Raw genomic sequence first — 19,619 nt, 5'->3', positions numbered from 1 at the left:
AAAAAACCCCGAAATTATTTCAGGGTAGTGGTTTATTTATGTAAGTTTTATATCAAATTGTGTTAGACTCTTAAATTGTTTGAGTCTGTTATAAACTTCTTCGCTTGTTAATTTCTGAAGCCTTTCGGTTCCAAATTTTTCAACATTAAAGGAAGCTAAGTTTGAAGCATGAATTACAGCGTTTTTCATGTTTTCAAAAGAATAATCGTCGGTTTTAGCAATATATCCTGTAAATCCTCCAGCAAAAGTATCGCCAGCACCTGTTGGGTCAAACACTTCTTCTAGCGGTAAAGCTGGTGCAAAAAATACATCTCCGTTATGGAAAAGTAAAGCGCCGTGCTCTCCTTTTTTAATCACAATATATTTTGGTCCCATTGCATGTATTTTTGCTGCTGCTCTTACCAATGAGTATTCGCCAGACAGTTGTCGAGCCTCTTCATCGTTAATTGTAATGACATCTACTTTGGCAATAACTTGCATCAATTCTTCTAAAGCAATATCCATCCAGAAGTTCATGGTGTCTAAAACAATAAGTTTAGGCTTAACTTCCATTTGGTTAATTACACTTAATTGGACGGAAGGATTTAAGTTTCCTAACATCAACACTTCAGCATCTTTAAAATTATCTGGAACGATTGGGTTAAAATCGGCCAACACATTTAGTTGTGTTTCTAAAGTGTCGCGCGAGTTTAAATCGTTGTGGTATTTTCCTTTCCAGAAGAAAGTCTTTCCGTCTTTTACAACTTCAATCCCACTGATGTCGATGTTTTTATTTGCCAAAAGGTCTAAGTATTCCTGCGGAAAATCATTTCCGACTACAGATACAATAGCGCTTTCAACATTAAATTGAGAGGCTGCCATCCCGATAAAAGGAGCAGCGCCACCAAGTATTTTGTCTGTTTTACCAAAAGGAGTTTCAATAGCATCAAAGGCTACACTTCCTACGATTAGTAATTTACCCATGCAATAAAATTTTTTGCAAATATAAGTTTAGTTTTCCAGTATTTCTTTCAGATTTTCAAAAGAATGGTAAGGAAATGTGGTTAAAATTGAATTGACTAACCAGTTAGGAACATGTCCTTTAGGGTCGCCGTACATTTGTTGCGTAACTTGTACGCTGTCTTTTCCGACAGATTTTATCAGCCAATGTCCTTTAAAGTTGTCCATTCTGATAACATTTTTATTTGCGTTTTGATAATAACTATCGGCAGGTTGAATGTCTATTTTATACGAATTTGTATCCGTTTTATTTACTTTGATGTGAGAAACATTGTCACGATCGCTTAACGGCCATGGCAGGTCGTTTTCCATCCAAAAGATAAATTCGTTGTCAGATATTTTTTTTACAATCTCGCTCTTAGGAGTTTTGTAATTCCATTTTTTCAGACTGTTGCCGTCGGTTAAAATTTTTAAAGCATCTTCTGCGGATGCTTTTGCTAAGAGCGTTACTTTGTATTCGTTTATTTTTGTAGAATCGAGAGAGCGAGTGTACACTTCTATATTATTCGAACTTTTTTTTAAGCTCCATTCTTGGGCAGAAGCAACGTAGCTCGTAAACAATAAGCAAAATAAAATGAGGGGTTTCATGGGGAGGTTATTGATGGTTTATGCTGTGTTTTCTTCAAATCCAATATCGGTTTGAAGTATCGGTTTTTTTGAAGCTTCTACGGCCAAAAAGTCGCAACGTTCGTTTTGAGGGTGGTTGTTATGACCTTTTATCCATTGGAAACTCACTTTTTGTTTTCGGTATTCTTTTAAAAATGCAATCCACAAATCTGGATTCTTCTTGTCTTTAAAGTTTTTCTTCTCCCAACCAAAAACCCAACCTTTTTCTACGGCATCTACTACATATTTAGAATCAGAAAAAACCTTCACTAAAATATTATTTTTTTTCAATTTCTTCAAAGCTTCTATCACAGCCATTAATTCCATGCGGTTATTGGTTGTTTTTTTAAAGCCTTCGGAAAATTCTTTTTTGTACGGTTTTCCTACCCATTCCATTACTATGCCATAGCCACCAGGACCAGGGTTTCCTCTCGAAGATCCGTCTGTATATATATGTACGTCGTGTTTAGTCATTCAATACCTTTTCGATGATTTTTGGAAAATGTTCGTATTCCAGTTGATGGATTTTTTGCGCAACATCTTCAGCAGTGTCGGTTGGAGTTACTGTTGTTTTTGCTTGAAAGATAATGTTTCCTTCGTCGTAATTTTCATTTACATAATGAATAGTAATCCCCGATTCGGTTTCTTTATTTGCAACAACAGCTTCGTGTACATGCATTCCGTACATTCCTTTTCCGCCATAATTTGGTAATAAAGCAGGGTGGATATTTATAATTTTATTAGGAAAAGCGGCGATTAAATCGGCCGGAATCTTCCAAAGAAATCCAGCCAAAACAATTAAATCTGGATTTAAAGTAGTGAGTAACTCGACGATATGCCCATTTGAAAAGGCTGTTTTGTTGAACGAAATAGCACTTTTTTTGTAATTATTTGCCCGATCGAGCACTTTTGCTTCTTTTTTATTGGAAAGCACCATAGTAACCGATGCTGTTGTAGAATTTTCAAAATATTTAATAATATTTTCAGCATTGGTTCCCGAGCCAGAGGCAAATATAACGATGCTTTTCATAGATTGTAATGATTTAATTTCTAGGCAAAAAAAAGAATAAAATTCTACAAATAGAAGGTAAAAATTAAATAGTTGAATGAAAAATTATTAACTTTAAAAGCACATTTTAGCCTCAAAACGTTTTTTTAAAGCAAAGTTTTTTATTTTTGCCAACAATTAAATTTTAAAACAAAAAAATTATGTCAGACATTGCATCAAGAGTAAAAGCGATTATCGTAGACAAATTAGGTGTAGATGAAAACGAGGTTGTAGCAGAAGCTAGCTTCACTAACGATCTAGGCGCAGACTCATTAGACACTGTAGAATTAATTATGGAATTCGAAAAAGAATTCGATATCCAAATTCCAGACGATCAAGCTGAAAACATTGCTACTGTTGGTCAAGCAGTTAAGTATATCGAAGAAGCAAAATAAACGTTTTTATAAAAAAATAGTCCAAAAAATTTATTCATGCTATATTGCGTGAATAAATTTTTTTGGTAATTTATCATTTATCAGAATAAAAAAATATTCAGATGAAATTAAAGCGAGTTGTAGTAACAGGATTAGGAGCATTAACCCCAATAGGTAACACTGTAAACGAATATTGGAATAGTCTAATAAATGGTGTAAGTGGAGCCGCTCCTGTAACCCATTTTGATGCATCCAAGTTTAAAACACAATTCGCCTGTGAAGTTAAAAACTTTGATCCTACAGATTTTATAGATAGAAAGGAAGCAAGACGAATGGATCGTTTTGCACAATATGCCATGGTAACGGCAGACGAAGCACTAAAAGATTCGGGCCTTGATATCGAAAAAGTAAACAAATATAGAGTTGGTGTTATTTGGGGAGCAGGTATTGGAGGATTAGAAACTTTTCAAGAAGAAGTTACTAATTATGCTTTAGGCGACGGAAGTCCGAGGTTTAATCCTTTCTTTATCCCTAAAATGATTGCCGATATAGCACCTGGACTTATTTCCATAAAACATGGTTTTATGGGGCCAAATTACACAACAGTTTCTGCTTGTGCTTCTTCTGCAAATGCTATTATCGATGCTTTAAATTCAATCCGTTTAGGAACTACCGATGTTGTAATAACTGGAGGTTCTGAAGCTGCTGTAACTGCAGCAGGAATGGGAGGATTTAATGCAATGCATGCAATGAGTACTCGAAATGACGATCCAAAATCGGCTTCGAGACCATTTGATGCAAATCGAGATGGTTTTGTATTAGGAGAAGGTTCTGGAGCATTAGTTTTGGAAGAATACGAACATGCAATAGCACGTGGCGCAAAAATTTACGCCGAAGTTGTTGGTGGAGGTTTATCTTCTGATGCTTACCACATGACAGCTCCTCATCCAGAAGGAATTGGAGTAGTGGCTGTAATGCAAAACTGTTTGGAAAATGCAGGCTTAAAACCATCAGACGTAGATGCTATTAATACGCACGGAACTTCTACACCTCTTGGAGATGTGGCAGAACTTAAAGCTATTAGTAAAGTATTTGGAGAAGATGCTTATAACATAAACATCAATTCTACCAAATCTATGACAGGGCATTTACTTGGTGCTGCTGGAGCAGTAGAAGCTATTGCATCTATTTTGGCAGTTGAGCACGGTATTGTTCCTCCTACCATTAACCATTCAACGGTTGATGAAAATATTGATCCTAAACTTAATCTTACGCTTAATAAGCCACAAGAGAGAGAGGTAAAAGTAGCCATGAGTAACACTTTTGGTTTTGGAGGTCATAACGCATGTGTGTTATTTAAAAAGCTAGACTAGAACCAGTAGTTGGATGAAGTTCATTCGAAAAATATTAAATTCCCGGTCACAAGATGACGGGGATTTTTTTTTAGAAATCTACAATATTCTAGGATTTAAGCCCAAAAACATAGCACTTTACCAAAAAGCATTTACACATCGATCTGTCAATTTAAAAGACGAAAAAGGGTTGCCTATTAACTACGAAAGACTCGAGTTTTTAGGAGATACCATGTTGGGTTCTATCATTTCTCATTATTTGTACAATGAAGTTCCAACAGGAGATGAAGGGTATCTAACCAAAATGCGTTCTAAAATTGTCAGTAGAGAGCATCTAAATGAGTTGGGGAAAGATCTCGACTTGATAAAATTTGTGAAGAGTAAAATTCCAAATGAGCATTTTGGTGATAATATCTACGGAAATGTATTTGAAGCTTTAGTAGGAGCCATCTTTTTGGATAGAGGCTATCATTATTGCGAGAAATTTATTCAGAATAGATTGATAAAACCTTATGTGGATATTGAAAGTCTTGAAGGTAAAATTATCAGTTATAAAAGTTTGATTATTGAGTGGTGTCAGAAAGAAAAGAAAGAATTTTTGTACGACACTTATGAAGATAACGGCAACGACGACTTAAAACATTTTGCGGTAAAACTCTATATTAACAAAGAGTTAATTTCTAAGGCGCGAGCTACTTCAAAGAAAAAAGCCGAAGAAAGCGCATCCAAAAGAGCTTATTACGCACTGCAACATAAAATAGACGAATAAATAGTGTTAAACTATAACGTTTTCGTTTTAAAATCGCGCTAATCAGTTATTTAAAAGTTGCTAAGTCACAGTTATAATTATATCTTTACAATTCCGTGTAAACACATTTATGGCTATCTATAAATTATCAGATGATTTTTATGAAGACTCATACACCTTAATCGCTATTCACGGTTCTTTAGACGGTTATAGGTTAGCTTACTTTTTAAATGCAACGTTTCAAATAAAATTACAAAGGTTGAAAGCTGATGTTAGCATTTCAGAAGGGGTAAGTATGCCAGCATATAAATGGTTTGATGAGCACAATGAAGTTTCATGGAGTTTAATAAAAAATAAGGTAACCATAAAACAAGCGCAAACAGGAACGAGTCTTTTTGAACATTCCCAACGCGTTTATTTTATTCCTGAATACAGTAAAGTAGATTATTTTGTTATGATTGAAGAAGAAGGAGGCTACAGAAAAGCACTTGAAGCCATCAACAAAATAAACAAATTACCAGGTGTGATTACCGCTTATAAAATTGAAGAAGAACAACTAAAATCTAAAAATAACCTAATTTTTCTAACGAATGCCTAATAGAAAAAAGACAAAAATCGTAGCAACGCTTGGTCCCGCCACAAGCACTAAGGAAGTCTTAAAAGACATGATTGAAGCTGGCGTAAACGTGTTTAGAATTAATTTTTCGCATGCAGATTATGATGATGTAAAGGCACGTATCGAAATGATTCGTTCTTTAAACAAAGAATACAATTACAATACTGCAATACTTGCCGATTTACAAGGGCCAAAGCTCAGAGTAGGAGTAATGAAGGAAGATGTTATCGTGAGCAAAGGAGACGAAATTACTTTTGTAACTGGGGAGCCTTTTGAAGGTACTGCAGAGCGCGTATACATGAATTACAAAGAGTTTCCTCGTGATGTAAAAACAGGAGAGCGTATTTTGTTGGACGACGGAAAATTAATGTTTGAAGTACTTGCTACTGATGGAAAGGCAGAGGTAAAGGCAAAAGTTATTCAAGGGGGACCACTTCGTTCTAAGAAAGGAGTAAACTTACCAAATACAAACATTTCGTTACCAGCACTTACTAAAAAAGATATCAAAGATGCCATTTTTGCAATTCAGCAAGATGTAGATTGGATGGCACTTTCTTTTGTTCGCCACAGTGAAGATTTAATGGATCTTCAAAAATTAATTGCTGAACATACAGATCATAAAATTCCGATTGTAGCTAAAATTGAAAAGCCAGAAGCCGTAGAAAACATCGATAAGATTGTTGCGCATTGTGACGGATTGATGGTTGCACGTGGAGATCTAGGAGTTGAAATTCCTGCGCAAGAAGTTCCTTTGGTACAAAAACAATTGGTGTTAAGGGCTAAAAAAGCTAGAATTCCTGTAATTATTGCTACACAAATGATGGAAACAATGATTACGAGTTTAACACCAACAAGAGCAGAGGTAAACGATGTTGCGAACTCTGTAATGGATGGAGCAGATGCTGTAATGCTTTCAGGAGAAACTTCTGTTGGAGCGTATCCGGTACAAGTAATTGAGCGTATGGCTAGCATTATTGAAAGTGTTGAGCATTCACCGCTTATTAAAGTTCCACAAGAACCGCCACACATCAGAACAAAAAGATATATTACAAAATCGGTATGTTACCACGCCGCAAGTATGGCAAATGATATCAATGCGAGTGTAATTTCTACTTTAACAAATAGTGGATATACTGCATTTCAAATATCAGCATGGAGACCAAAAGCACATATTTTAGTGTTTACTTCTAACAAACGAATTTTAACGCAGTTGAGTTTGTTGTGGGGAGTAAAAGCATTTTACTACGATAAGTTTGTTAGTACAGATCAAACAATCGAAGATGTTACTAAAATATCGCAAGAAAAAGGATTCCTTGAAAAAGGAGATATGATGATTAGTCTTGCTGCAATGCCAATCCAAGAAAAAGGAATGGTAAATACATTGAGAGTAACAGAAATATAGTTTTAATATTTCTCAGCAGATATAAAAAAAAGGATGGCAATTGCCATCCTTTTTAATTTCTTCCTATTTCATCGGGGTATAATTCGTTTACATTGTCGCTTTGCCAATAGTCTTTGGTGTCGATATCCATGATGGTAAGCGGACTTTTATAGGCGGCACCAGTGTCTATATTCCAAACATTAGCGGCATTTACAGGCGTAGTTTTGTCAATTCGAATTGTTGGAGTATGTCCGATATAGATTTCTTTATAGTGTTTTAAGCGTTTTGGATATAAAATATCATCTTCGTGTAGGTTTTTGTCGAGCGCCAAAGCCATCTCCCAAAGTGTTCTGTCCCAATACATCATTTCGGGGAAATACTCTTTTGTAACACCGTGTATATTGGTGAATCCCGCATGAACAAAAAGTCTGTTTTGGTCGTCTAAATAATAAGTTTCTAGTCCTTCAAAAAACTGTATATGAATGTTGATTTCGGTTTTAGATAACTGCTCATAGGCCTTTACTGTTGCTTCTCCTCCATGCTGATACCACAAATCATTATCTTCATGCGTGCGAAGCCAATCTAAGAATAGCGCATCGTGATTTCCTTTGATAAAAATACAATTATGACTACTTTTTAATTCGATAAGTTTATTGATAACTTGTGGAGATTCACTCCATCCATCTACGTAATCGCCTAAAAAAATTAGCGTATCGTTTTCGGTAACTTTAGCACGATTTAATACTTGTTCTAATGCGCGGAAACCTCCGTGAATATCGCCAACCACGAGCGTTCTGTACTTCATGAACTGTTTTTTGAATTGTAATTGTTTGTGAAATTACAATTTGTAATGCTGAATAAAAAAGTTTAGATGTTAATGTGTTACGAATATTGTACTTTTCGCAAAATTCGAAGCGCTTCTTTGAGGGAAGCATATACTTTTTTGTTGTAATCTTTTACATACCAGCGGTAATCTTGAAGCATTTGGCGGGCGCCCTCAAAACCATTTAGGTAACAAATAAGGTGTGTGGCTGGAATGTTTTTTAAATCTTTTTCATCCTGATTGTTCAGCGGAAGTCCTTTTTTCAGTTTCTCTAAAATAGTATTGTTGGTGTTAAAAATATGATACAACATCTTGCGGTCGTATTGTGGCGGTTTAAAAATAAGCGTGCTATCAATTTTATACGAACCGTTGTCGTTAAACTTAATTTCAACTTTTTCTAACGGATAGAATTTTTTGTGATTGTTGAGTCCGAGTTGCACATATTCGGTAATGTTGAAGGCGTTTTCATTGTACGAAATTTCCACTTCATCTAAAGCAGAATAAAAGAGTTTTACCTGCTCATTTATGAGTTCAATATCAACACGAGAATAGTAAACGGTATCGTCTACTTTTTTTATGGTACCAGCCCAACACACTACAAATTGTTCTTTAAAAACTTTGTAGTTTGCTTCCAAATCGCGGTGTTTGTTGTTGATAAAATCTATAACGCCATCAAGTGTGAGTTCGATGTTGTTTTTGGCGTGTTGCTCGATTTCATTTACAATGGTAGAATTAGTGTCTTTTATTTCGATATCAAACACCTTCGGCATGCTTATACTTCCGTCTCTAAAAAATACGGTACCTCCCCAGTATTTCCAGATGTTTTTTTTGAGTGCGGCCAGTTTTCCTGAAGAGCGAATGGTAACCAAACCTACAACTTTCCCTTCTTGAAGGTCTGGAAAATAAATGTTTTCGTAGGAAACTATCGGTGCGTTTTCAATGTAGGCATTTACTAAATTCTGAATTTTGCTATCGTCAAAAAAGTCGACTCCCACAATTTTGTTGTCTTCATCTTCAACCCCAACAACAATAAACGAATTGTTATTAGGGTTAGAGTTTGCAAGGGCGCAAATGTGTTTTATAAATTTAGCCTTTCCTTCTTTATCACTAATGTTTATAAATCGCTTTTTGTCATAAAAACTATTTTCGTCGTTATGCGCCAAAAGGTTTTTTACGAGCAAGCGTTTATTAATCATTTAAAAAAGTTGCTTAATTGTTTGACATTAAAGATATAAAGTAGAAATGTAAAGCAAAAAATATTTTTCTTTTTCTGCTGAATTTCTGAAGTATATTTTATATGTTTCAGTATAACTATGCTAGATTAAGCTCAATTGTTTTTATTTACAATAGTGCTCGATGCTTGGTCGGATGGCATTACAATTAAATCGGCGATATTAACATGTGCTGGGCGCGAAATAGCAAAATAGATAACATCGGCAATATCTTCGGGTTTTAAAGGTGTAAACCCTTTGTAAACAGCATCGGCTTTGGTTTTGTCTCCTTTAAATCGAACATTACTAAACTCAGTTTCTACAAGACCAGGGTTGATAGCGCCAACTTTAATTCCGTGTGCATGAAGGTCGATGCGCATCCCTTGATTGATGGCGTCTACAGCATGCTTACTAGCGCAATACACATTACCGTTTGGGTACACTTCTTTTCCGGCGGTAGAACCAATATTGATAATTCTTCCAGATTTGCGGTTTATCATTCCAGGGATTATGGCTTTCGAAACATATAAAAGTCCTTTTACATTGATGTCGAGCATAGCTTCCCAATCGGAAATTTCACCTTGGTCTATGGGTGCTAAACCGTGTGCATTTCCTGCGTTGTTTATTAAAATATCGATATTTTTAAAGTCTTCAGGTAGGCTTTCAATGGCTTTAAAAACTTTATCTTTATCTCGAACATCAAAAGTTAGTGTGTGTACATTTACTTTTTCCGAAAGTGTGGCTTGTAATTCGTTGAGCCGGTCGCTTCTTCTTCCGCAGATAATTAAATCAATTCCGTGTTCAGCAAAAAGTGTAGCTGTCGCTTTCCCAATTCCGCTAGTAGCGCCTGTTATAAATGCAATTTTATTTTTCATATATGTGTTATTTTTTTACTGATTGTACTTGGATTATTGCACATCATTTTTTGTTAAAAATTGAGTAGTGTTTTCTTCTGAGAATGCTCTAAATAAAACCCTAAAAGTACTGAGAATAGTTAAAAACTATAAAAATATATTAATAGATACCTAATCTTTTGTGTTCTTCCTATTTTTTAACCAATTGTTAACAGCCACAGTCTAAATAAATTTTCAATTTGCGTGAAATTATAGATGGTGTTATATTGATGCCTCAAAAAATTAACATAAATGGAGCAAAATACTACGTTGGACATTAACGCGATTAATGAAAAAATAGAAAAAGAAAGTGCTTTTATCGATGTATTAACCTTAGAGATGAACAAGGTTATTGTTGGACAAAAACACATGGTAGAACGATTGTTGATTGGGTTGCTCGGACAAGGGCATATTTTATTAGAAGGTGTTCCTGGGTTAGCAAAAACGCTTGCTATTAACACGCTTTCTAAAGCAGTTGATGGAAGCTTTAGCAGAATACAGTTTACACCAGATTTATTGCCAGCCGATGTAGTGGGAACCCTTATTTATAATATGAAAGACAATGATTTTTCTATTAAAAAAGGACCAATTTTTGCAAACTTTGTGCTTGCAGATGAGATTAACCGTGCACCTGCCAAAGTACAGTCGGCTTTACTGGAAGCCATGCAAGAAAAGCAAGTAACCATTGGCGATGAAACGTTTAAACTGGACAAGCCGTTTTTAGTAATGGCAACACAAAACCCAGTAGAGCAAGAAGGAACTTACCCATTACCAGAAGCTCAGGTTGACCGTTTTATGCTGAAAACAGTTATTAAATACCCAAAACTAGACGAAGAGCAGTTAATTATTAGAGTCAATTTAAAAGGCGAATTTAACAAGGTGAATCAAGTAGTTTCTATCGACCAAATTTTGCGTGCGCAGGCTTCTGTTAGAGAAGTTTACATGGACGAAAAGATAGAAAAATACATTCTAGATATCATCTTTGCTACTCGTTATCCAGAAAAATATAACCTGTCAGATTTAAAACCGCTTATTAGTTTTGGAGCTTCTCCAAGGGGAAGTATCAACCTTGCAACAGCAGCCAAATGTTATGCATTTATTAAGCGTAGAGGGTATGTAATTCCAGAAGATGTTAGAGCCGTAGTACACGATGTACTTCGTCATAGAATTGGGATTACGTACGAAGCGGAAGCGGAAAACATTACTTCAGAAGAAATTATCAATAAAATTGTAAACGAAATAGAAGTACCATAGCGCCTAACCCTAAATCTCTTCCCCAAGGGAAGGGACTTGTAAAGGCTAATTTATATTAAGTGTAATAGAAATAAATAATGCGCTCCTCCCCTTTGGGGAGGTCGGGAGGGGAAATGGATACGAAAGAGCTACTAAAAAAAGTACGAAAAATCGAGATAAAAACGCGTCGTTTAAGCGACCACATTTTTGGAGGCGAATATCATTCGACTTTCAAAGGACGTGGTATGACTTTTAGCGAAGTACGTAATTATCAATTTGGAGATGATGTACGAAATATCGATTGGAATGTTACGGCGCGCTACAACGAACCTTTTGTAAAAGTGTTTGAAGAAGAACGCGAACTTACCATGATGCTTATGGTAGATATTAGTGGTTCGGAGTTTTTTGGTACGACCGACAATTTCAAAAAAGACATTATTACCGAAATTTCAGCCACCTTGGCTTTTTCTGCTATGCAGAATAACGATAAAATCGGGTTGATATTATTTTCAGATGAAATAGAATTGTACATTCCGCCAAAAAAAGGAAGGTTTCACGTATTGCGAATCATTCGAGAATTGCTAGAATTCAAACCAAAAAGCAAGCAAACAGATATTAACGGTGCACTTAAATTTATGACCAGCGTAAGCAAGAAAAAAGTAATTGCTTTTGTCTTGTCAGATTTTATTGCTGATGATTACGAGCACGCGCTCAAAATTGCAGCCAATAAGCATGATATTACTGGAATTAGAGTGTACGACGAAAAAGAAGAAACCATCCCAAATATTGGTTTTGTACAAATGGAAGATGCCGAAACAGGCGAGTTGATGTTGGTAAACACCAAAGCAAAAAGTGTACGAAATCAATACGCACAATATTATACCGAAAGAGTGCAATATTACCAAACCGTATTTTCAAAAAGCGGTGCAGGAGTTATAAGCAGCCGTACCGACGAGAGTTATGTGAAAAAACTATTAGGATATTTTAAACGAAGAGGATAAAGTTGGAATGGATATTTGGCAAAAAGCCGAGAAATTTTTTAAAGAATGATTGATTTGATTTTCAAGAATAAGTTTTATAATTCGCGTAGCAAGAAATCGAGTATTTTGCTACTGGTTTTTTATTGTCTGTCTTGTATTGCATTTGCACAATCTACGCCAACGGTAAAATCGTCGGTCGATTCTACTTCTATCAAAATAGGTGAACAAATTCATTTTACTTTTGAAGTTGCTGCCGATACTACAGCGCAGGTTATTTTTCCAGACGGACAAACCTTTATGCCGTTGGAAGTGGTGGAAGCCTTGCCTACCGACACGCTTATCAATCAAGATAAATTCAACTTAATAAAAAAATACGCTTTAACACAGTTCGATTCGGGTACATATACCTTGCCACGCCAGCAGGTAATGATTAACAACAAACCGTATTTTACCGATTCGTTACAGATTGAAGTTCGTACTGTTGTGGTTGATACTACCAAACAAAAAATGTATGACATTAAAGGACTCGCACAAGTTGAAAAACCAATGGGCGATTGGTGGAAATGGCTGCTAATAGGACTTTTAATTGCTGCCATTGTAGGCGGACTTTTATATTGGTTTGTTTTCAGAAGTAAACCACTTACAGAAGACGAAAAAATAGCCCTGTTGCCGCCATACGACCGTGCACTAGCAGAGCTGAAAAAGTTAGACGAATCAAAATATATCATTCAGTCTGAATACAAAGAATATTATTCTGAATTAACCAATATTGTTCGTTCGTATTTAGAAGAAGATGTGCATATTTCGGCACTCGAAAGTACTACCGACGAGTTGATTACTAAAATGGAAATGCTTCGCGATGCGGGAAGTTTAAAAATTGATGAAGACACCATCAAACAATTTAAAAATGTTTTACAAACTGCCGATTTGGTAAAGTTTGCAAAATCTACTCCTGAAGAACCTATTATAGACCGCGACCGAAAAACCATTGAGCAAATAGTGGTAAAAACCAAAGAAGCTTTGCCAGAACCAACCGAAGAAGAGTTAATGGAGCAAGAGGAATATGTGGAGGCTTTCAAACAAAAAAAGAAAAAGCAACAAATAAAATATGCCATTGCAGCAGGAGTTGGAGTATTGCTTATAACTTTTGGAGTGTTTGTTTTTAAATACGGATTTTCAACAGTTAAAGATACCGTATTTGGACACGCAACAAAATCGTTGTTGGCACAAGAGTGGGTTGGAAGCGCCTACGGCTATCCAGCGATTTACCTAGAAACTCCAGCAGTTTTAAAACGCGATAACGAAATTCCAAATAGCGTAGAAGGAACAGGCACGAACACATACCAAGTGTTTAACTACGGAAATTTATGGAGTAACTTTTATATAGAAGCAAGTGTTTCTACTTATAAAAAGGAAGCCGATTTTGATGCTAAAAAAGCTATCGATGCGGCTTTGGAAAAAGTAGATGAAGCTGGCGGTAAAAATATGATTGTAAAGCAAGAAGAGCTTGTTACACCTACAGGAAAAAAAGGAAATAAAGTATTTGGAACCTTAGAAGTTGTAAACCCAGAAACCAATAAAACTAATGAGCGTGCGTATGTAATTTTAAGTTTTGTTCAAAACGGAGGTTTCCAACAGGTTATTATGGTGCATGATAAAGATGATGCCTACGCACAACAAATTGTAGAAAAGGTAACCAATTCTATAGATTTTAAAACCGGGAGTTAATTATGTTTGAAAATATACAATTTGCAAATCCACAATTTTTCTGGTTGTTTTTATTACTTCCAGTGGCTATTGTTTGGTATTTTTTTAAGCGTAAAAAAGAAACAGCTTCGTTAAAAATATCGAGTATTAAAGGGTTTAAAGCAGCTCCATCGCTGTTGGCAAAATTAAAACCTTTGCTATTTGTGTTGAGGTTGTTGGCTTTGTCGGCTTTAATAGTTGCAATGGCTCGTCCGCAAACGGAAGACATTTCAACAAGAACAAAAACTACACGAGGAATAGATATTGTAATGGCAATTGATGTTTCATCGAGTATGTTGGCGCGCGATTTAAAACCAAATCGATTGAGTGCCTTAAAAAAAGTTGCAGCCGACTTTATTAAAGAGCGTGTAAACGACCGTATCGGACTCGTAGTGTATTCTGGAGAGAGTTTTACAAAAACACCAATTACAAGCGATAAATCTATTGTGCTACGTTCGTTAAACGATATTACCTACGGACAATTAGAAGACGGAACCGCTATCGGGATGGGATTGGCAACTTCAGTAAACAGATTAAAAGACAGTAAAGCCAAAAGTAAAGTGATTATTTTATTGACTGATGGGGTTAATAATTCGGGGTTTATAGAACCGCAAACCGCAGCGAGTTTGGCTATTGAATACGGAATTAAAACCTATACCATCGGGCTTGGTAGTAACGGAATGGCGTTGTCGCCAATTGCATACAATCCCGACGGAAGTTTTAGATACGGAATGAGCAAAGTGGAAATCGATGAAGCGCTTTTAAAAGATATTGCTGAAAAAACAGGCGGTGTTTATTTTAGAGCGACCGACAACGAGAAGCTTTCCGAGATTTATGAAGAAATCAATAAATTAGAAAAAACAGATATCGAAGAGTTTAAATATTACAATTACGAAGAAGAATTTAGAGTGTTTGCGTTATTAGCTTGCGCTTTATTAGTTATTGAATATTTGTTAAGATATACTGTTTTTAGAAGTTTTGTGTAAAATATTATGTATCAATTAGACGAAAAAATATATTTCTATTTGCTGGGGTTAATCCCTTTATTGTTATTGCTTTTTCTCGGGTTTAAGTTTTGGCAAAGACAAACCCAAAAGAAATTTGCAAATGCAGCGGCATTAGAAAAGTTAAGTCCGAACAAATCAACGTTTAAATCGTTTTTAAAATTGTTGTTTTTGTTGTTGGTAATTGTGTGTTTGTCTGTGGCATTGGTAAATCCTAAAGTTGGTACAAAGCTAGAAACTGTAAAACGCGAAGGGGTAGATATTGTTTTTGCAATTGACGTTTCAAAAAGTATGGCTGCCGAAGATATTGCTCCCAACCGATTGGAAAAAGCAAAGCGAATTGTTTCTGAAATCATGAATAATTTAGCAAGCGACCGCATCGGGATTATTGCATACGCAGGGCAGGCTTATCCTCAGTTGCCAATTACAACAGACTATGCGGCAGGGAAAATGTTTTTACAAAGCATGAATACCGATATGATGTCGTCGCAAGGAACGGCCATCAACGAAGCTATCGATTTGGCAACCACTTATTACGACGACCAAGAGCAAACCAACCGCGTGTTGTTTTTAATTTCTGATGGAGAAGACCATTCAGATATGGCGTTAGAGTCGGTTGAAAAAGCAAAAGAAGCTGGCATAAAAATTTACACTATCGGAGTAGGAACACCAAAAGGAGGTCCAATTCCTATCAGAATAAATGGAATTATAGATTCGTATAAAAAAGACCAAGAAGGTGAAGTGGTTATTACGCAGTTGAATGAAAATATTTTAAGTGATATTGCTGCGGAAGGAAATGGCGAATACATTAACGGAACCAATACAGAAGCGGTTGTAGATTTTGTAACGGAAACGTTAACCAAAATGGATAAAACTGAGTTTGAATCGAAGCAATTTGCCGATTTTAAAGATCAGTTTCAATGGTTTATTGCAGGTGCGATTTTATTCTTGTTTCTAGATATTTTCCTTTTAGAAAGAAAAACAGTTTGGATTCAGAAGTTAAACTTGTTTAATGAGAAGAATGATGAAAAATAACACAAATAATATTCAGATTAAAAGAAAGACTATTTGTTGTCAAATGGTTTTTTTAGCTATTTTGTCGCTTTTTTCATTTTCAGAAGTAAAAGCACAAGACAGCGAAGCTATAGAAAAAGCGAAGCAAAAAGCGTTGTCGGAGTCGATTACGTACACCCATAACGGAAACGAAATTTTAGAAGAAAATAACGATGCTACTACTGCAGAGATGGAGTATCGAAAAGCGGTTGCCAAAAGCACAGAAAATGCCAAAGCAAAATACAATCTAGGAAATTTGTATTACAACAAAGAGAGTATGGGCGAGGCATTTATGCGCTATAAAGAAGCAGGCACAACGGCTAGTAGTAAAGAAGATAAACACAAAGCGTTTCATAATTTGGGTAATGTGTTTATGAAAAATAAAGAATACCAAAAAGCAGTAGAAGCGTATAAGGAAGCGTTGCGAAACAATCCTTCTGATGAGGAAACACGATATAATTTGGCTTTGGCAAAAGAAATGTTGAAACAACAGCAAGACCAAAATCAAGATAATCAAGATCAAAACAAAGACGATCAAAACCAAGATCAGGATAAGGAGAACCAAGACAACCAAGAAAATCAAGATAAGAAAGAAGGAGACGAAGGCGACGAGAAAAAAGACGACCAAGGGAAGGAAGACGACCAAAATAAAGAAGGAGATAACAAAGACGAGCAAGGCGATAATCCAGAAGATCAAAAACAAGACGAAGGAAAGAACGATAAGCAAGATCAGCAAAAAAATCCTGGAGATAAGCCTCAAGAGCAACAACAGCAACAACCTCGTCCAGATCAATTATCGCCACAGCAAGTAAAAAATATTTTGGAGGCGATGAATAACGAAGAGAAAAAAGTACAAGAAAAAATAAATGCCGAAAAAGTAAAAGGCGCACCAGTAAAATCTGAAAAAGATTGGTAACAAATGAAAATTAAACTATTAATACTTACTTTTTTTATCACCCTTTCGGGAAGTTTATTTTCTCAAGAGGAAGGCGTTCAGTTTGAAGCTAAAGTAAGCAAGCAAAAGCTAGGTGTTAACGAGCGTTTGCGTGTGGAATTTAGTATGAATAAAGACGGCGATAACTTTGTGCCTCCTTCGTTTGAAGGTTTTAGAGTAGTAATGGGGCCAAACCAATCGGTAAGTCATTCTTGGGTAAACGGAAAGCGTTCGTTTACAAAATCGTATTCGTATATTTTAACTCCTATTTCCAAAGGGAATTTTACAATTTCGCAGGCAAAAGTTGAAATTGAAGACGAAACTTATAAAACAACACCTATTCGAGTTGAGGTAACCGAAGCAGTAAGCGATCCAAATGCGCCACCATCTGCTGATGATATTGCAGACGAGAATCTTCATTTGGTTGCCGAAGTTTCAGATGCGAGTCCGTATTTAAACGAAGCGGTAAGTGTGGTTTATAAATTGTATGTGAGTCCTTCTATTAATGTGTCTAATTTTATTCCGAAGGCAAATCCAACGTATAATAATTTCTGGTCTCAAGATATAAAAGTAACTCGTTTTCAAGTAGAAAATGGTTTGTACCAAGGAAAGCAATATCGCTATGTTGTATTGAAACGCGTTGTATTGTATCCGCAAAAAACAGGGGCTTTAGAAATTGAGCCATTGGCGCTAGATGTTACGGTAGATGTGCCGACCAACCGAAGAGATGTATTTGGCGGAAGGCTGTTTACACAAACCCATAAAACGGTGACGGCAGGAAATCGTACCATCAATGTAAAACCTTTACCAGAAGCAGGAAAGCCTGCAGGTTTTACAGGGGCTGTTGGACAATTTGATTTTGATGTCATCACTTCGAAATCCGATTTAAAAGCAAACGAATCGTTAACGGCAAAAGTACAGGTGAGCGGAAAAGGAAACTTAAAACTTTTCAATCTTCCAAAGTTAACGTTGCCGAGTTCGTTGGAAGTTTACGAGCCAGAACACGATGAAAATGTGTCGACCAATATTGCTGGAATGAGCGGTAAAATCTCTGATAATTACACAATTGTTCCTCAGTTTAAAGGGAAGTATCCTATTCCAGAAGTAGCCTTTTCGTATTTCGATCCGAAGGAAGGAAAGTATAAAACAATAACCTCGCAACAAGCGTTGCTTAATGTGTACGAAGGCCCATCGAGTGCTTCTGCAAATAATCCTGTTGCAAGTAACGATACTGCGGTAAACAAACAGGCAGTTACAGCTATTGGCGATCAGTTTAGATTTATAAAACTCAATACCAATTTACAGCCAAAATCTACCCCAATATTTTTTGGTTCGTTATGGTATTATGTGTTGTTTTTAGCTCCGCTACTTTTAATTCCAATTGCAATTTTAATTGGTAAGAAAAGAGCAGCTATGGCGAGTGATGTTGTTGGAAATAGAGTTCGAAAAGCCAATAAGTTAGCCAAGAAATATCTTTCGGAAGCTAAAAAGAATTTAGGAAACAAAGAGGCTTTCTACGAATCTTTAGAGCGAGCATTACACAATTACTTGCGTGCAAAACTCAAATTGGTAACATCGGAGTTCAGCAAAGAAAAAATTAGTGAGTTATTGTTGGCTAAAAACGTTGAGCAAGAAGTTGTAAACGATTTTATAGCCTTGCTTAAAAACTGCGAATTGGCGCGATATTCGCCAAGTACAAATGCAGCAATGCAAAACGATTATGATAAAGCAGCGGAAGTAATTTCGTTAATCGATAAACAGTTTAAATCATGATGAAGAGTTCTAATTTACATAGCAGATTTTTATTCGTCATCGTAATGATATGTAGCTTTATTGGGTTTGCGCAACAGCAAGACCAATTTAAGCAAGCAAACGATTTGTATACAGCTAAGCAATATCAAGAAGCTATTGAGAAATATCTTGAAATTACAGAAAGCGGGCAGCATTCTGCAGCGTTATATTACAATTTGGCGAACAGTTATTACAAACTCAACCAAATAGCGCCAAGTATTTATTATTACGAAAAAGCTTTATTGTTGGCGCCCAACGATGCAGATATACAAAATAATTTACAGTATGCACAAAACATGACAGTCGATGCTATTGATGTTATGCCTAAAACGGGGTTTGATAAGTTAACTAGCAATATTGTTGAGAAACTTACATTTTCATCGTGGGGTGTTTTAGCAATCGTTTGTATGTTGGTATTTGTAATTGCTTTTTTACTGTATTATTTTGCCGATTATCACACCAAAAAGCGAGTTTATTTTACCATTAGTATGTTGTTTTTATTGGCTGCGGTAGCATGTTATGGTGTTGCTTATTATCAATATGGCGCTGAGGTTAAAAAGCGTCCTGCAATTATTTTTTCGCAAGAAGCAGCGGTGATGTCCGAACCAAATATGGGAAGCACAGAAGTGTTTCTGCTTCACGAGGGAACCAAAGTAAACGTCTTAGACACCTTAGGGTCTTGGCGAAAAATTAAGTTGGCTGACGGAAAAATAGGTTGGTTGCCAGATTCAGATTTAAAAGAAATCAAAGACTTTTAAAGAAAATATCTTCTTAGAATCTCGAAAAAAATAGTATCTTTAGCAGTAAAGCTGAAACTCTTGTAAGTT

At 35.9% G+C, this 19,619-nt stretch carries 20 protein-coding genes; 13 read left to right on the top strand and 7 right to left on the bottom strand.

The annotated features are described in order from the left end of the window. Nucleotides 1-36 precede the first annotated feature (36 nt). The 4 genes from JMA43_RS01965 to purN are packed head-to-tail and all read right to left on the bottom strand — an operon-like array spanning nucleotide 37 to nucleotide 2,635. Complete coding sequence (locus JMA43_RS01965; protein ID WP_342154398.1) at nucleotides 37-963, bottom strand: PfkB family carbohydrate kinase; 927 nt, start codon at nucleotides 961-963, stop codon at nucleotides 37-39. 27 nt (nucleotides 964-990) lie between these two features. Beyond that, nucleotides 991-1,587 (bottom strand): START domain-containing protein, encoded by a 597-nt coding sequence (locus JMA43_RS01960; RefSeq protein WP_342154397.1) that lies wholly within the window; start codon nucleotides 1,585-1,587, stop codon nucleotides 991-993. Between the two features lie 18 nt (nucleotides 1,588-1,605). Continuing rightward, nucleotides 1,606-2,079 carry a ribonuclease HI gene (gene rnhA, locus JMA43_RS01955; RefSeq protein WP_342154395.1) on the bottom strand — a complete coding sequence of 158 codons (474 nt, stop codon included), beginning with the start codon at nucleotides 2,077-2,079 and terminating at the stop codon, nucleotides 1,606-1,608. After that, nucleotides 2,072-2,635 carry a phosphoribosylglycinamide formyltransferase gene (gene purN / locus JMA43_RS01950; protein WP_342154393.1) on the bottom strand — a complete coding sequence of 188 codons (564 nt, stop codon included), beginning with the start codon at nucleotides 2,633-2,635 and terminating at the stop codon, nucleotides 2,072-2,074. Before purN ends, rnhA begins: the two co-directional genes overlap by 8 nt. A gap of 179 nt (nucleotides 2,636-2,814) precedes the next feature. On the opposite strand from purN, the gene JMA43_RS01945 reads away from it, so the two are divergent. The 5 genes from JMA43_RS01945 to pyk all read left to right on the top strand — a co-directional run bounded on the left by JMA43_RS01945 (nucleotide 2,815) and on the right by pyk (nucleotide 7,145). Further along, nucleotides 2,815-3,048 (top strand): acyl carrier protein, encoded by a 234-nt coding sequence (locus tag JMA43_RS01945; protein WP_008611177.1) that lies wholly within the window; start codon nucleotides 2,815-2,817, stop codon nucleotides 3,046-3,048. Between the two features lie 101 nt (nucleotides 3,049-3,149). Then, on the top strand, nucleotides 3,150-4,400 hold the full coding sequence (gene fabF, locus JMA43_RS01940; RefSeq protein ID WP_342154388.1) for a beta-ketoacyl-ACP synthase II: 1,251 nt from the start codon (nucleotides 3,150-3,152) through the stop codon (nucleotides 4,398-4,400). A 13-nt stretch (nucleotides 4,401-4,413) separates the two neighbouring features. Continuing rightward, nucleotides 4,414-5,148, top strand: coding sequence for a ribonuclease III (gene rnc / locus JMA43_RS01935; protein WP_342154386.1), 735 nt, complete (start codon nucleotides 4,414-4,416; stop codon nucleotides 5,146-5,148). 109 nt (nucleotides 5,149-5,257) lie between these two features. Continuing rightward, entirely contained in the window at nucleotides 5,258-5,725 is a 468-nt protein-coding gene (locus JMA43_RS01930) for an IPExxxVDY family protein (RefSeq protein ID WP_342154384.1), read from the top strand. Further along, nucleotides 5,718-7,145, top strand: a complete 1,428-nt coding sequence (gene pyk / locus JMA43_RS01925) for a pyruvate kinase (protein ID WP_342154382.1) — start codon at nucleotides 5,718-5,720, stop codon at nucleotides 7,143-7,145. Before JMA43_RS01930 ends, pyk begins: the two co-directional genes overlap by 8 nt. 52 nt (nucleotides 7,146-7,197) lie before the next feature. Here the strand turns inward: pyk and JMA43_RS01920 are convergent, their stop codons facing one another. The 3 genes from JMA43_RS01920 to JMA43_RS01910 form a co-directional block, all read right to left on the bottom strand. Continuing rightward, nucleotides 7,198-7,929, bottom strand: coding sequence for a metallophosphoesterase family protein (locus JMA43_RS01920; RefSeq protein ID WP_342154380.1), 732 nt, complete (start codon nucleotides 7,927-7,929; stop codon nucleotides 7,198-7,200). A gap of 77 nt (nucleotides 7,930-8,006) precedes the next feature. After that, entirely contained in the window at nucleotides 8,007-9,143 is a 1,137-nt protein-coding gene (locus JMA43_RS01915; RefSeq protein ID WP_342154379.1) for an ATP-binding protein, read from the bottom strand. 131 nt (nucleotides 9,144-9,274) lie between these two features. Then, on the bottom strand, nucleotides 9,275-10,033 hold the full coding sequence (locus tag JMA43_RS01910; protein WP_342154377.1) for an SDR family NAD(P)-dependent oxidoreductase: 759 nt from the start codon (nucleotides 10,031-10,033) through the stop codon (nucleotides 9,275-9,277). Nucleotides 10,034-10,303: 270 nt separating this feature from the next. Between JMA43_RS01910 and JMA43_RS01905 the strand changes: the two genes are divergently transcribed. The 8 genes from JMA43_RS01905 (at nucleotide 10,304) to JMA43_RS01870 (ending at nucleotide 19,550) form a co-directional block, all read left to right on the top strand. After that, entirely contained in the window at nucleotides 10,304-11,305 is a 1,002-nt protein-coding gene (locus tag JMA43_RS01905) for an AAA family ATPase (protein WP_342154375.1), read from the top strand. Between the two features lie 113 nt (nucleotides 11,306-11,418). Then, nucleotides 11,419-12,285 (top strand): DUF58 domain-containing protein, encoded by an 867-nt coding sequence (locus tag JMA43_RS01900; RefSeq protein WP_342155095.1) that lies wholly within the window; start codon nucleotides 11,419-11,421, stop codon nucleotides 12,283-12,285. Nucleotides 12,286-12,330: 45 nt separating this feature from the next. After that, entirely contained in the window at nucleotides 12,331-13,992 is a 1,662-nt protein-coding gene (locus JMA43_RS01895) for a BatD family protein (protein WP_446719393.1), read from the top strand. A 2-nt stretch (nucleotides 13,993-13,994) separates the two neighbouring features. Then, the gene (locus JMA43_RS01890; RefSeq protein WP_342154371.1) at nucleotides 13,995-14,996 is read left to right on the top strand and encodes a vWA domain-containing protein; all 1,002 of its coding nucleotides are present in this window, start codon (nucleotides 13,995-13,997) and stop codon (nucleotides 14,994-14,996) included. A gap of 6 nt (nucleotides 14,997-15,002) precedes the next feature. Then, entirely contained in the window at nucleotides 15,003-16,049 is a 1,047-nt protein-coding gene (locus JMA43_RS01885; protein WP_342154369.1) for a VWA domain-containing protein, read from the top strand. Further along, entirely contained in the window at nucleotides 16,039-16,983 is a 945-nt protein-coding gene (locus JMA43_RS01880; RefSeq protein WP_342155094.1) for a tetratricopeptide repeat protein, read from the top strand. Before JMA43_RS01885 ends, JMA43_RS01880 begins: the two co-directional genes overlap by 11 nt. A 3-nt stretch (nucleotides 16,984-16,986) precedes the next feature. After that, complete coding sequence (locus tag JMA43_RS01875; RefSeq protein ID WP_342154367.1) at nucleotides 16,987-18,774, top strand: BatD family protein; 1,788 nt, start codon at nucleotides 16,987-16,989, stop codon at nucleotides 18,772-18,774. Then, on the top strand, nucleotides 18,771-19,550 hold the full coding sequence (locus JMA43_RS01870) for an SH3 domain-containing protein (RefSeq protein WP_342154366.1): 780 nt from the start codon (nucleotides 18,771-18,773) through the stop codon (nucleotides 19,548-19,550). The genes JMA43_RS01875 and JMA43_RS01870 overlap by 4 nt, the downstream gene beginning before the upstream one ends. Nucleotides 19,551-19,619: the final 69 nt, after the last annotated feature.

The sequence above is a fragment of the Joostella sp. CR20 genome (genome assembly GCF_038433465.1).
GTDB lineage: Bacteria > Bacteroidota > Bacteroidia > Flavobacteriales > Flavobacteriaceae > Galbibacter.
This window is presented reverse-complemented; position numbering and strand designations above follow the sequence as displayed.